The organism is Maribacter spongiae (assembly GCF_047345125.1).
Taxonomy (GTDB): domain Bacteria; phylum Bacteroidota; class Bacteroidia; order Flavobacteriales; family Flavobacteriaceae; genus Maribacter.
The window spans coordinates 357,805-372,253 of sequence record NZ_JBLFEQ010000002.1 but is presented as its reverse complement, the minus strand read 5'-3'; the positions used below and the strand labels follow the sequence as shown (position 1 = coordinate 372,253).

14 protein-coding genes are annotated in these 14,449 nt (G+C 40.5%); 13 read left to right on the top strand and 1 reads right to left on the bottom strand.

From position 1 onward, the window contains the following. Positions 1 to 9: 9 nt before the first annotated feature. From rfbB to ACKWB9_RS04245, 13 genes are all read left to right on the top strand, one after another. On the top strand, positions 10 to 1,062 hold the full coding sequence (rfbB, locus tag ACKWB9_RS04305; protein WP_414001763.1) for a dTDP-glucose 4,6-dehydratase: 1,053 nt from the start codon (positions 10 to 12) through the stop codon (positions 1,060 to 1,062). Between the two features lie 5 nt (positions 1,063 to 1,067). Next, on the top strand, positions 1,068 to 1,937 hold the full coding sequence (rfbA, locus tag ACKWB9_RS04300) for a glucose-1-phosphate thymidylyltransferase RfbA (RefSeq protein ID WP_414001762.1): 870 nt from the start codon (positions 1,068 to 1,070) through the stop codon (positions 1,935 to 1,937). Beyond that, the gene (rfbC, locus tag ACKWB9_RS04295) at positions 1,934 to 2,479 is read left to right on the top strand and encodes a dTDP-4-dehydrorhamnose 3,5-epimerase (protein ID WP_414001761.1); all 546 of its coding nucleotides are present in this window, start codon (positions 1,934 to 1,936) and stop codon (positions 2,477 to 2,479) included. The genes rfbA and rfbC overlap by 4 nt, the downstream gene beginning before the upstream one ends. Next, positions 2,476 to 3,330 (top strand): dTDP-4-dehydrorhamnose reductase, encoded by an 855-nt coding sequence (rfbD, locus tag ACKWB9_RS04290; RefSeq protein ID WP_414001760.1) that lies wholly within the window; start codon positions 2,476 to 2,478, stop codon positions 3,328 to 3,330. Before rfbC ends, rfbD begins: the two co-directional genes overlap by 4 nt. 4 nt (positions 3,331 to 3,334) lie before the next feature. Further along, positions 3,335 to 5,152 carry an asparagine synthase (glutamine-hydrolyzing) gene (gene asnB, locus ACKWB9_RS04285; RefSeq protein WP_414001759.1) on the top strand — a complete coding sequence of 606 codons (1,818 nt, stop codon included), beginning with the start codon at positions 3,335 to 3,337 and terminating at the stop codon, positions 5,150 to 5,152. A gap of 18 nt (positions 5,153 to 5,170) precedes the next feature. Next, complete coding sequence (locus ACKWB9_RS04280; RefSeq protein ID WP_414001758.1) at positions 5,171 to 5,608, top strand: adenylyltransferase/cytidyltransferase family protein; 438 nt, start codon at positions 5,171 to 5,173, stop codon at positions 5,606 to 5,608. Between the two features lie 57 nt (positions 5,609 to 5,665). Then, positions 5,666 to 6,796 (top strand): non-hydrolyzing UDP-N-acetylglucosamine 2-epimerase, encoded by a 1,131-nt coding sequence (gene wecB, locus ACKWB9_RS04275; RefSeq protein ID WP_414001757.1) that lies wholly within the window; start codon positions 5,666 to 5,668, stop codon positions 6,794 to 6,796. Between the two features lie 153 nt (positions 6,797 to 6,949). Continuing rightward, positions 6,950 to 8,218 (top strand): oligosaccharide flippase family protein, encoded by a 1,269-nt coding sequence (locus ACKWB9_RS04270; protein WP_414001756.1) that lies wholly within the window; start codon positions 6,950 to 6,952, stop codon positions 8,216 to 8,218. 120 nt (positions 8,219 to 8,338) lie between these two features. Then, positions 8,339 to 9,487: a CDP-glycerol glycerophosphotransferase family protein gene (locus tag ACKWB9_RS04265; protein WP_414001755.1), complete on the top strand. Its 1,149-nt coding sequence runs from the start codon at positions 8,339 to 8,341 to the stop codon at positions 9,485 to 9,487. 224 nt (positions 9,488 to 9,711) lie between these two features. Then, a complete protein-coding gene (locus ACKWB9_RS04260) occupies positions 9,712 to 10,038 on the top strand; it encodes a hypothetical protein (protein ID WP_414001754.1) in 327 nt (108 codons plus the stop codon). Further along, the gene (locus ACKWB9_RS04255) at positions 10,008 to 10,820 is read left to right on the top strand and encodes a hypothetical protein (protein WP_414001753.1); all 813 of its coding nucleotides are present in this window, start codon (positions 10,008 to 10,010) and stop codon (positions 10,818 to 10,820) included. Before ACKWB9_RS04260 ends, ACKWB9_RS04255 begins: the two co-directional genes overlap by 31 nt. A 9-nt stretch (positions 10,821 to 10,829) precedes the next feature. Then, on the top strand, positions 10,830 to 12,017 hold the full coding sequence (locus tag ACKWB9_RS04250) for an O-antigen polymerase (RefSeq protein WP_414001752.1): 1,188 nt from the start codon (positions 10,830 to 10,832) through the stop codon (positions 12,015 to 12,017). Positions 12,018 to 12,135: 118 nt separating this feature from the next. After that, positions 12,136 to 13,248, top strand: a complete 1,113-nt coding sequence (locus ACKWB9_RS04245) for a glycosyltransferase family 4 protein (protein WP_414001751.1) — start codon at positions 12,136 to 12,138, stop codon at positions 13,246 to 13,248. On the opposite strand, the gene ACKWB9_RS04240 is transcribed toward ACKWB9_RS04245, so the two are convergent. After that, positions 13,224 to 14,405, bottom strand: coding sequence for an O-antigen ligase family protein (locus ACKWB9_RS04240; protein WP_414001750.1), 1,182 nt, complete (start codon positions 14,403 to 14,405; stop codon positions 13,224 to 13,226). The genes ACKWB9_RS04245 and ACKWB9_RS04240 overlap by 25 nt on opposite strands. Between the last annotated feature and the right edge of the window lie 44 nt (positions 14,406 to 14,449).

Below are 14,449 nucleotides of genomic sequence, written 5' to 3'. Positions count from 1 at the left end.
TAGTATATTATGAATTTATTGGTAACCGGAGGAGCCGGGTTTATCGGTTCGCATGTTGTAAGAGGAATGGTAAAAAACTATCCTAATTACAACATTTTTAATCTAGATAAACTAACCTATGCAGGCAACCTTGAAAACCTAAAAGATATTGAAAAACGCCCTAATTATAAATTTCTTAAAGGTGATATTGTAGACGAAGCATATATATTTAAAATCTTTGAAGAATATAATTTTGAAGGAGTAATTCATCTAGCGGCCGAATCCCATGTAGATCGTTCTATAAAGGATCCTCTCTCATTTGTAAGAACTAATATTATAGGTACTGTAAACCTCTTAAATGCCGCAAGACAATATTGGAGGAACAGTAAAGAAGGGAAAAGATTTTATCACGTAAGCACAGATGAGGTTTATGGAACTTTGGGAGAGTCAGGGCTTTTTACGGAGACTACTTCTTATGACCCTAATTCACCGTATTCTGCTTCAAAAGCAAGCTCTGACCATTTTGTTCGGGCATACGGCGAGACATATAAATTGCCTTATGTGGTTTCCAATTGCTCTAATAACTATGGTCCAAATCATTTCCCCGAAAAATTAATTCCGCTTTTTATCAATAATATAATAGAGAAGAAGCCTTTGCCAGTATATGGTGATGGAAAGTATACCCGTGATTGGCTTTTTGTAGAGGATCATGCGACCGCCATTGATTTAGTTTTTCATAAAGGTAAAAATCATGAAACCTATAATATAGGTGGATTTAATGAATGGCAGAACATTGATTTGGTAAAATTGCTTTGCCAAATCATGGATAGAAAACTAGAAAGACCTTCAGGCTCGTCGGAGAAATTGATTACTTATGTTAAAGATAGGCCTGGTCACGATTTAAGATATGCGATTGATGCCAATAAGATAAATAAAGAATTGGGTTGGAAGCCATCCGTTACTTTTAAACAGGGATTGGAAAAAACAGTTGATTGGTTTTTACAAAATAAAGAATGGTTGGCTAGTGTTACATCCGGTGAATATCAAGACTATTATAATAAGATGTATTCTAAATCATTATAAAGAAAATGAAAGGAATAATATTAGCTGGAGGTTCTGGGACCAGGCTGCATCCGCTTACTTTATCTGTAAGTAAACAATTGATGCCCATTTACGATAAACCAATGATTTACTATCCCTTGTCTACCTTGATGTATTCTGGTATTAGGGATATTTTGATAATTTCGACCCCTAAGGACCTGCCCTTGTTTAAAGACCTGTTGGGAGATGGCAAAAAATATGGATGTTCCTTTTCCTATGCAGTCCAAGAAGCTCCCAATGGCTTGGCGGAAGCGTTCATAATCGGTGAAGCGTTCATAGGCGATGATAAGGTAGCTCTAATACTGGGGGATAATATATTCTACGGTTCTGGTTTGGCCAAATTATTACAATCGAATAATGACCCGGATGGAGGTGTTATATATGCTTATAGGGTACACGATCCTGAACGGTATGGTGTAGTTGAGTTTAACGAAAAGGGAAAAGCCATTAGTATTGAAGAAAAACCAAATAACCCAAAATCGAACTATGCAGTCCCTGGAATTTATTTCTACGACAATGATGTAGTTGAAATTGCCAAAAATATTCCACCAAGTCATAGGGGGGAACTAGAAATCACCGATGTTAATAGAGTATATTTGGATCGACAAAAACTAAATGTGAGTATTTTGGATAGGGGAACTGCCTGGCTTGATACCGGAACTTTCCAATCTTTAATGCAAGCTTCGCAATTTGTCGAAGTTATTGAAGAGAGACAAGGCCTAAAAATTGGTGCTATTGAAGGTGCTGCCTATGAAATGGGATATATTGATGGGGACCAGTTCAAAAGTCTAGCAGAGCCTTTAATGAAAAGCGGATATGGCAAAAATCTTTTAGGTATTTTAAACAAACAACAATGACCTTTACAGAGACTAAACTTAAAGGGTGCTTTGTCCTTGAACCAAAAGTCTTTAATGACGACCGGGGTTACTTTATGGAATCTTTCAATAGAGAACGGTTTAACAATGGTGTCGGTGAATCAGTGAATTTTGTACAGGACAACCAATCTTTCTCCTCAAGAGGAGTAGTACGGGCTATTCATTATCAAAAAGGAGAATATGCCCAAGCAAAGTTGGTAAGAGTGTTGAGTGGGGCAGTATTAGATGTGGCCGTCGATTTGAGAAAAAACTCCGCTACGTTTGGCGAGCATGTGGCAATAGAGTTAAGCGATGAAAACAAGAAACAACTTTTTATTCCCAGGGGTTTTGGGCATGGCTTTGTGGTTCTTTCTGAAACTGCGGAATTTTTCTATAAATGTGATAATTACTACAATAAAGAAACTGAAGGCGGAATTATTTATAATGATCCAGCATTAAATATCGATTGGAAAATGACGGCAGATAAAATTAAAGTATCGGACAAAGACTTGATTTTGCCAACCTTAGAGAATGCAAGACTATGAGGAAAATATTAGTAACCGGAGGCAATGGGCAATTGGCCACCTGCATAAAGGACATGGCAATAGGTCTGAATGGGTATGGTTTTATCTATGTGGATTTGGATGAACTGGACATTACAAAGCAGGCGGAAGTAAATTCATTCTTTGAATCCGAAAATATATCTTTTTGTGTGAATTGTGCGGCATATACAGCAGTGGATAAGGCCGAAACAGAGCGAGAAATTGCTGTAAGCGTAAATGAGACTGGTGCCCAAAATTTGGCTAAAGCGTGTAATAAGTATGATGCGGGGCTTATACAAATTTCAACGGATTTTGTTTTCGACGGTAAAAAATCCAGTCCTTATATAGAAGAAGACAGTACTAAGCCATTAGGAGTCTATGGATTGACCAAATTGAAAGGCGAGCAGGAAGTGGTGCGATTTTTACCAAACTCATTTATTATTAGAACGTCCTGGTTATATTCTGAACATGGGCAGAATTTTCTCAAGACCATGTTAAGATTAGGATCCGAAAGAGATAATCTGAATGTAGTAGCAGATCAAATAGGGACTCCAACTTATGCGGGTGATTTGGCCCAAATTATTCTAAAGATAATTACAGAAGATCGGACTGAATACGGCATTTATCATTATAGTAATGAGGGCGTTGCCAGTTGGTATGACTTTACAAAGGCCATTTTTCGGTTAGAACAAATTGATTGTCGGGTAAACCCCATTCGGACCGATGCATATCCCACCCCGGCAAAACGACCGGCATTCAGTGTCATGGACAAGGCCAAGATAAAAAAAGAGATGGACATCGAAATTCCCCATTGGAGGGATAGTTTGATGAAATGTTTACAAAAAGCAAGATGATTGTATGTGCGGAATAGCAGGTATTTATGCTAAAGAGACCGTTCCGGATTTACGGGGGCGTATTTCAAAAATGAATGATTCCATCGCGCATCGCGGCCCGGATTCCGGGGCCTATTATATCGCACAAGGCAGAATTGCACTGGGTCATAGGCGTTTGAGCATTATCGATTTAAGAGAAGTGGCGAATCAGCCTATGACCTCTTCCAACGGGAATTGGAACATTGTTTTTAACGGGGAAATCTATAATTTCAAGGAAATTAAAGAAGAACTGTCCTATCCCTTTGGAACCGACTCCGATACCGAGGTGATTATCGCAGCAGTTCAGGAGAAGGGGATCGACTGGTTTTTAGAACGTGCCAATGGCATGTTTACCATGGCTCTGTTCAATGCCGCAACGGAAGACCTCTATCTGGTCAGGGATCGATTGGGCATTAAGCCCCTGTACTATTTCGACAATGGAAAGCATCTGATTTTCGCCTCCGAGGTAAAGGCAATTTTATCCAGCGGGCTGGTAGAAGCTATTTTTAATGAACGGGCCGTGGACGAATATTTGGCCAATCGCTATGTGCGCGCACCATATACTTTTTTTGAAAATATCCGACAAGTCGAACCCGGAACCTATCAACAGTATCGAAAAAGCCTTTCAGGGGTCACCAAGACTTATTGGGATCTTCCGAAGGTGTTTAACATGGCGGAGGAGTTCGACGAGGAAGCGTTGAAAAATGGTCTTGAAAGTGAGTTGAAAAAGGCCATAGAGTATCGTCTTATGGCCGATGTGCCCCTGGGCACCTATCTATCCGGAGGGGTTGACTCCAGCTACATTACCGCTGTTACGGCACTGGCTAAAAAAGATAAGGTAAACAGCTACACTATAGGGTTCGAGGAACTGAACGAATTTGAATATGCGCAGGTCATCGCGGATAAGTACGGTACCAGCCATCATGAGATTCTGATGGAAAAACAGGATTATCTCGCCAATTGGGAAAGGCTCATAGGATTTAAAGATGCTCCGCTGGGCGTACCCAATGAAATTCCTCTTGCGATAATGTCATCTAAACTAAGGGAGAAGATTACGGTAGTACTTTCCGGGGAGGGTGCGGACGAACTCATGGGTGGATATGGCAGAATATTTCGGGCACCTTTTGACTATGAGAACCAAAAACCTTCAGAAAGCTTTTATGATTATTTTATCAAAAAATACGATTATGTGCCCCGTAGCATGCGGGACCAACTGATTAACACACCTATCGACTATCGAGATGAGTTCGACCGTCGTGTTCGATGCGATTTTGAAAAAAACCCGAACGAAGAGAACGTTTTCCGCTTTTTTCATCGCTATCATGTCAAAGGGTTGTTACAAAGGGTCGACATGACCACTATGCAGACCTCGGTGGAAGCCAGGGTTCCCTTCCTAGACCATAAGCTCATTGAGTATGTGTACGGAGAAATCCCCTATTTGCTCAAATTGAAATGGATTGATGAAACGGCCAGGAACAATGCCAGACATCAAACTGGTGACGAGTATAGCGAAGTACTCGATATACCCAAGTACTTGCTGCGAGAAGTATCGTATAGGTACCTTCCCGAAGAAATAATCACACGTAGAAAAGTGGGTTTCCCCGTACCTTTGACCGAATGGTTTGAAAACCTGGAGGATTTGGCAAATGATTTATTGGTAAATTGCTCTTGGCTAAAGGAAGGGGTGGTTGCTGATTTGATTGCGAAAAGTAAGATGGAAGTAAGGGCGGGGCAGATATTATGGATGTTTATTAACATAGAACTATTCAAAAAACAATATTTTCAAACAGATTGGAGATGGTAACTAAAAAGAATCGGATATATGTACAAAAGGGGTGACGAAAAAACAGTAATCGGCTATACTTCAGGGGTTTATGACCTATTTCATATCGGACATCTAAATTTATTGAAGAATGCCAAAGGGCTGTGCGATAAGCTCATAGTGGGCGTTACCAGTGACGAGCTCGTCGCCTATAAGAACAAAAAGGCGATTATTCCGCATCAGGAGCGAATGGAGATTGTCCGAAATATTCACCACGTAGATGCCGTAGTGCCCCAAAATGACATGGACAAGTTCAAGATGTGGCAACGGATCAAGTTCGATATCATGTTTGTGGGGGACGATTGGTTCGAATCCGAAAAATGGAAGGTCCTTGATGCACAGTTTAAGGAAGTAGGGGTAAAAATCATTTACTTTCCCTATACTCAGGGAACCTCATCGACCTTGATCAACCAAACACTAAAAGACTTGAGAAAATAGCTGCCATGGTAAAGACCACCGATACTACTTTTTATAAAGCCCCCACGTCAAATGACTATGAAAATTAAAAACCTTATTGTTTTTGGAACTCGTCCGGAAGCTATAAAAATGGCTCCTTTGATAAAGGAATTCCAGAAACATCCGCAAGTCTTTGAAACCAAGGTCTGTATTACGGCTCAGCATCGGGAAATGTTAGATCAGGTCCTCGATTTCTTTGAAATCGTTCCGGACTTTGATATGGATTTGATGAAACCAGACCAAAACCTGTACTCCCTTACAGCGGAGATAATCAATGGACTCAAACCAGTGCTTGATGGGTTTAAGCCCGATTTTGTATTTGTTCACGGCGACACCACAACGACCATGGCATCCAGTATCGCTGCCTTTTATTCCGGGGCAAAGGTCTGCCACATAGAAGCAGGCTTAAGGACATTTAACAAGCGATCGCCCTTTCCGGAAGAGATGAACCGCTCAGTGACGGGGAGCATTGCTGACCATCATTTTGCACCCACCCCAACGGCCCGTCAAAACCTATTGCGTGAAAATATACGGGAAGAACAGATTGAGATTACCGGTAACACGGTCATAGATGCCTTGCAATTGAGTGTTGAAAAAATAAGTCGGCACGACTATATCAATCCTGAAATAGAAAATCTAAAAGCGATTTGGGACATTTCCAAGAAATTAATCTTGGTTACGGGCCATAGACGTGAAAACCACGGTCAGGGATTTATCGATATCTGTAGTGCCCTGGCAGAAATTGCCCATAAGCATAGCGACGTACAGATTATATATCCCGTACACCTGAACCCCAATGTACAAAAACTGGTTTATGAGATTTTGAAAGATATCGACAACATAAAACTCATTTCACCTTTATCCTATCCTAGTTTTGTGTGGCTTATGAACAAATCGCACCTCATCATTACCGACAGTGGCGGAGTACAAGAAGAAGCTCCAAGCCTAGGGAAACCCGTATTGGTGATGCGAAATACCACGGAACGCCCGGAGGCAGTAGAAGCGGGTACTGTAATATTGACAGGTACCGATAGATATAAAATAGTATCGAGAACCGAACACCTGCTCCAAGACGAAAATGCATACCGCAATATGGCACTTCAGCACAACCCTTATGGCGACGGCAAGGCCTGCCAACGCATTGTGTCCTATCTAGCAAACCGAAAATGAAATTTGGAGAGATGGAAAGTTTCTTATGGAAATTAACACAATTCTTGATGGAAACGGGATTCTTTTTGCTGTCCATCGAATCGGAATGACCTCTTGCAGAAAGATGGATTGAATTGAAAGGAGTCCAATCTGTAAGTAAAAGAAATAATATAGATGAGTTCTTTAAAAAAAACGTACCAAAGTCTTTATAAGAATCGGTTGTTCAAGAACTTTGTATCGTTGTTCTCGCTACAAGGGGTCAATCTGGCACTCCCTTTTTTGACCTTGCCCTACTTGGGAAGGGTTTTGGGAGCCGAGAAATATGGGGTGGTATTAATGGTATACGCTGTAATGCAATACCTGTTTGTACTTTGTGATTATGGGTTTAACCTTTCTGCAACAAAGGACATTTCGATTTACCGTGATGAAAAGCAAAAAATCAATGAAATTTTTAGCAATATCTATTATATAAAGCTAGTACTGGTGCTTTTGGCCCTAGGAGTGCTGGTGCTCTGTGTTTTTGCGATAGAGGAGCTACAAAACCATAAAACGGCTTATTTTCTTGGTTTCGGCATTGTGATAGGTCAAGTCCTTAACCCGATTTGGTTGTTTCAGGGCATGGAAAATATGAAATACATGACCCGTGTAAATGTGATTGCAAAAGGATTGTTTACCGCTTTGATATTTATCCTCATCAAGACCGAGAACGACTATTTCAAGGTTCCTTTGTTGTATTCCATAGGTTTCATCGTGGGCGGGGTGTTTTCCCTTTACTTTGCCTTTACCCATTTTAATGTTAAATGGACCAGGCCCAACACCCAAGAAATCAAAAGATTGATTAACAATAGCATGCAATATTTTTTATCTCGGTCAGCGGCAGCCATGTATACGTCGAGCAATACCTTTATTGCAGGCCTTGCCCTAGGCAACTATTTTGCGGGGATTTTTGGGGCCGCGGAAAAACTATTCATGGCGATGACTGTTGTTTATGCTCCTTTGGGCGATGCACTCTATCCGTACATGGCCAAAAACAAAAACTTAAAACTATTCAAAAAAATATTGATCTCGGTGACTCTCGTGAACACTTTGGTAGTCCTGTTCGTATATTTCTTTAGCGACTCCATCGTACTGTTGGTCTTTGGGCTCGATTTTACCGAAAGTGCCGAACTTTTGCGCATGTTCTGCTTTCTGGCGTTGATTTTTGTACCTACCGTGATGATAGGCTATCCTTTTTTGGGAGCCTTGGGGAAAGAAAAGTACGCAAATTACAGTGTGGTTTGCGCTTCGGTACTTCATGTGGTATTGCTTGCGGTATTGTTCAACTATCTAACGGTTTACCGTATTATCTATCTTTTGTTGTTTACCCAAGCGATTGTTTTTGTAATCCGTCTGATCGGGGCAAATCAATTGCGCATAAAGTTGAGGTCCGATGAAAAGATATAGCAAAGATTTTCACCTTTACTCAAAACTTTGGAAGCTGCTAAAGACTGCTCTTGAGATGATAAAGGGAGATGGTTTGGACATTTCGGAACAGTACACTGATAAAACTAATACAATAGAGACATGAAAAGATGGCTGTTGCTATTTTTTGAAAAAGTGATATTTGGGATATTGTGCCTTTTGGTGCCACCCCGAAAGAATCTGATTTTGTTTGGATCCGGATTTAATTTGTTTTCGGACAACCCCAAGTTTCTATTCCTACATTTTCAAGGAAGTGCGGACTACAACCCTATCTGGATTACCTCTAATAAGGAGGAGGTTAGAGCCTTAAGGGCCATGGGCTATACTTGTTACTACAAATGGAGCTTCAACACATTTTGGGCGGTTTTAAGGGCGTCATTTTTTTTTATGTCCCATAATGTGAGCGATATTTTTCCGGTAATTCCAAAAAGGGCGGTTCTTATTAACCTATGGCACGGAACGCCCATTAAAAAAATTGGCTTTGACTCATTGAGAGAGCGGGTATGGATTGAAAGGCTGCAAAAGTCGGGAAGAAAATTACCCTATGAAAAATGGGACTACTTTATAGCAGCATCCCCGGACACAGTTTTCATTTTTGAAAGTGCCATGCGACTGCCTGCTTTCAAGATAAAAGCCTTGGGGCAACCTAGAACGGCCCATATTCATCAAGCCGTAAATGATGCTGCTTTCAAGAAGGACATCTTCCAAAAAATGGGATTTTCGGAAGAAGTTGAAAAAAGGACCACTATCCTGTACACCCCCACTTTTAGAAACAACGAAGGAGCGACCACAAAAATGAGGCAAACCCTAGTTGAAGTTGATCGAGCCATTGGGAAACGGAAAGAATCGATGATACTTTTCAAACCCCACCCGTTGGACAGGAACGTGTTCGATGATGCGTTCTTTACCTCCCTTGCCAATGTGATTAATGTCTCCTCTGAGGACACTCAGGATTTGTTATGCATCAGTGATGTCTTGATTACGGACTATTCTTCCATCATGTTCGACTTTATGATTACGGGGAACCCGATCATAGCATATATTTATGATGAAAAACAATACATCACAGAAAATGGCGGCCTATATTTTAGTTTTGAGGAACTAAACATCCATATTGCTCGTACTGATAAAGAACTCATCAATTTTGTCGCCAATATGGAGAATTTGGAAGGGAGCTATGATGCTTCCAAGTTCAATCTGTTGAATAGCAATCAAAACATTGGGGATTTTCTGGCACAACTGAAGGTATAATGTTTATGGAATTCTTTACTTTCAAATACGACTCTGAAGTTTGGTTTGTCCAAATTTCACCAAGAGCATCAGGATTTAAAAAACTAAATTTTAGTACTTTTGGAACAAGAATAATAAAATATCGGATAGTTTTTTAGGCTCCCGGAAAATAGTAATAGATGCAAAAAAATGCTAAGGGTCAAATAAGGATTGATAACTATCTCCCCTCTTCGATTTGTTTGATTATGGTTCTAGTGTTTTTTGTGCGCTGCGGTAACACGAAAGGAGACCGTCTGCCTTACCAGAAAAAAAGTTTTGAAAATGGAATCACGATTGACTACACCCTTTCCGAATATGATATGGATTGTGGCATGTACGTAGATAGAAATAGCAAAATAAAGGTCAATCCCGAGCGGAGTGCACTGGTCATCATCGATTTGTGGCAAAACAATTTTTTGGATTCCATTACCATCAAACACATCAATCCATTGATTAAGGAGCTCAATGAACTTGGGGTCAAGATTATCATTGCCCATCTCAATTGCCACAGAACAAGAACCTATATGACATGATGGACGGCTATTTGATAGAGAACAACATCCAGAACCTGTTCTATACCGGTTTTGATACTTTCTATTGCATTTTGGACAAACCGAACGGTATTTTTTCTTTCTCGAAGAGAAAGAAGGATTTGAATATTTTCCTTCTGGAGGATGGGGTGCACTCGTTTACCGAAGAAATGAAGATGGCCTCGATCGAACTGCTCAAGAAAAATGGTGTAGGGCTCATAAAGTCCAATCAGACGGTGGTAAGCTTTGAATTTCCCAAAAAAACATTGACCAATATTTCGGTTAAAACCCAAAAAACCATAAAACCTGACAATAACTTTATCGTCATTTTTAAAAGGTCATCGAAGCATAAGGAATTGGAACGTTTCGAATATGACCTGAATGTGAACGGAATAGATTATGCCATTGCGAAGAATGATAAAATGTATTATAAGGGGAATGAAGTATCGTCGTACGATTTTGTGAAGCTTTTGCGCGACAAAAACATAAAAAATGTGTACTATTCTGGATTTTATCTGAACAATGAGTTGTTGTGGAGCGATTATGGGATGATAGCGATGTATATTAAAATGCGGTATGCTCAAGTAAAGGGCCTTCCAAAACTAAATGTGATTAATGATCTGGCTTTTATCGCCCCTTCCGAGACACTGGAGCCAAAGATTGAAAAAGCGACCATAATCAATCATTACAGAGAAATTGGAAACATCATGGGCAGTACCCTGTTGGAAGATATCAAAAAAGCCAAACCGATCTCAAAACCTGTGGCCATACCGGCTAAAAAATAATTCGATGCTTTGAGAAAGATCAGAATCTTCAATGTGCTCCATCCTGCTATTTTCTTTTTAGTAGCGTTCGTTTTCTTTTTGATGGTGTACCCTTTTTTTCTGGAGCATTACTTTCCCTTTTTCGAAACCACGAGCAAGACACGGATCATGTTGGTCATCTATCCCCTAATCTTTATCATGGCGGCCCATATCGCACCTAGCTATCTGTTGATAAAAACTTTTCCGAAGTTGAAGGATGTTGTTGTCGATATTCGCATGGATCTCAAGTATTGGAAAAGGGCATTTTACCTGTTTTTTATCGCTGGAGTAAGCCTGTACCTTTATATGTACCTGTTCAAAATGGGCACGATCCCCATTTTTCTCGATAACTTGGAAAGTGCCCGTATAGGGGTTAAAAAAGGTTTGGGCAAGTACATCCTTATTGCGAATGCCCTCATCAGTGTAAGCTTGGTATATCGTTTTGCCATTGAAAAGTTCGTGCTCGGCGGAATCAAGATAATTTCCGTCATCTATCTCGTCATAGGTGTTTTTTTTGTGATGGGCATTGGTTTTCGGGGCCCTGCCGCATACTTGATTGTAAGCTGTTTTTTGGCATATTTGATTTTCTCCAATAAATACCTGACCAGGCAGGGTATCTCGATGCGTTATATTATATTGGGCATTGTTTTCATTGTCTTTCTCTCCTTGGTAGGATATTATCGCCATACGGGTGAATTTTCTTTTAGGGCAATTGGGTCTACGGCCTGGACAACGGCGGTTAACGTTAGTAATTTAGGAGCCATAGTCCACAATACCGACAAAAGTGGATTGTTTTATTATGGGTACACAGTGCTAAGTGACCTCGGAGTGGCTTTGGGGCTCCATGAAAACGGGTTTACCGGCGTTATTTTGAAAACAAAGTATAACATGGATTTTGAAGGAGAGGGCATGACCATTACCGCACCTGGCGAGGCCTACATGAATTTTGGTTGGGTCGGGATTGTTTTCCACGCTGTATTTTTGGGTACATTAGCAGGATTTTTCTACGAAGTGATTATGAGAAGCGGAAAATTGAGTTGGTTTGTGGTACTCGTGCTATTCAGTCTTAATTTTTCACGCTTGGCGGTAGGGGGTATTGTGGCTCCCGGACTTTTCTTTCTTGTTCCACAACTTATTCTTTGTGGAGCATTTATTATTATTGCCAAATTGAGAATTTAAGATAAGGAAAATGGTCGAAATAATGGTTTCGCTTGGACCATATTTGTGTTCATCGTGCGACCAGGGAAAGACAACGGACCGTTTTGCAGAAGCATTATAAACATACAAACGACATTACATGAAAGTTCTATTTCAATCAAGAAGCAACCTTTACAGTGCCCCGGGCGGGGACACTACACAAATTGAAAAAACAAAACAGTACCTCGAAAAACTGGGGCTCGAAGTTGATATCAGCATTGAACTCGAACCTGATTTAACGGGCTATGACTTGGTGCACCTCTTCAATTTAATGGATCCCCAAGAGCTGTATATGCAGATCAAACATGCCAAAAAGTACAACAAAAAGGTAGCCCTATCAACTATTTATGGACTCTATACCGAATTTGAAAGGAAGGCCCGTGGGGGTTTTGCGCAGAAAGTGGCCAATATACTGTCTCCCTATACTATTAACTATATCAAGACGTTTTTGAGGCACCTCAAAGATGGTCGAATGAACAAGGGAGTTTACTATATGCTTTTCAGGGGCTATTATCGATTGGCAAAAAAAGTCACCGAGAACGTCGATGTGTTTTTGCCGAACTCTTTTTCGGAAATGCAACGGGTGGCAAAAGAATATAAACTGCACGACTACAGGCATATGGTCGTGCCAAACGCCGTCGATACAAAGTTGTTCAATCCGGACGATATCGACAAGGCAACATTGGGGGAAGAACTTTTGAAATATGAAAATTGCGTACTTTCCGTGGCCAGGATCGAGGGGCGAAAGTCTACCTTGAACCTTATAAGGGCGGTTGGAGACAAATACCCCTTGGTGCTCATTGGCAATGAGACCAAAAATGACCCTGGATTCATCAATGCCGTACATACAGCCGCAGGCCCCAATGTACATTTTATAGGTGCCATACCCCATAACAAACTCCCGGTGTATTATAAACTGGCCAGGGTACACGCCCTGATAAGTTGGATGGAAACTCCCGGTCTTTCCTCCTTGGAAGCCGGTGCCATGGGCACCAATATCGTAATTACCGAAAAAGGGGATACTCGCGACTATTTTGAGGACTATGCCTATTACTGTGAGCCCGATGATATCGACTCTATTCGAAAGGCAATTGAAGAAGCCTACAACAGGCCTTTTAACCAAGGGCTAAGGCAAAAAATCCTTGACGAATACATTTGGGAGGAAACCGCAAAAAAAACCTTGGAAGGCTACAAACTAGCCTGTTTTTTTTGAGGGTCCCACCGACTTAACAGGAAAGGAGTAAAAAATGTAAAGAATGCAATACCCCATTGCCTGACCATAAAGGATTCCGTCATTCCAAAAATGAGGATGATGACAAAGTAGAGCAAGAGTAGAAAGTCCCTTTGCCTAATACAGACGAACAGAATATGGCCATAAATGGCCAAAAGGACCATAAGGCCCAAATACCCATGACCCAAAGCGGTCTGCAGAAATTGGTTGTGGGCGTTGTATCCCTTGGAAACTTGAATGGTATCGGCACCGATTTTTTGCTCGTAGCAGACCTTTAACAGTGCTTTGGTATTGTTGGTGCCATGACCAAAAAAACCGCCATTCGTGATGTAGTCCCAGCTGCATTCCCAAGAAAGTAGTCTGCTGCTGACACCATTGTTATAATTGCTTACGCTCTTATAATCCAAATGGACCAATTCCTCAAATTTACTTTGTATTATTGGCCTGCTTAAGATCCATGTGGTGGTTGAGGCGAAGAATATGATAAATCCGATTAAAAATTTTGTATTTCGATATCTTTTGAAAAGGGAAACTACAAAAAATAGGGTAATAATCAAGGATGCTATAATCGCTGTTCTGTTGAAGAGAACAGCCAAGGAAAAAAAGAGAATGGGTATAAAAAGGTAGTGCTTTAATTTGGCTACATTTGCCGCCAATATTTCATGATAAAGTATGGCAAGTGCAAAGCATATGAAAATACCCAAATAGTTTATTTGTATATCGAGAAGTTCCGTTGGATTATGATAATAGAAAATATATCCCTTGCTTTTGATGGTAGCATGAACAATGCAGGTTAAGGAGGAAAAGACAATGGAATAAACAAAAACCTCGAGAACCTCTTTTTGATAGTTCACAAACAATAGTGAAATGGGAATCAGCACCAAGGGGATGTATTTTAGCAAGATTGATGCTGCGTGGGGTTGTGCGACCACTAGAACGTTCAGGCTGAGTACGATGAAATAGGCGCAAAAAAGAAAGGTTATGGGTTTCAGAGGAGGAATGAACTTTTTTCGTGGTGAAAATAAGAAGAGTATCGTAAATAATGCTATGGCATACGAGTTAAGGTTAAAAATTCGTGCTAGTGGAATCGTAATCACTAGAATAAACAATACTATTTTCTTAAGTTTGTCCAACAGCACTCATAAAAGTTTGAAAACGAAATTAAAGAATTAAAATAACACCA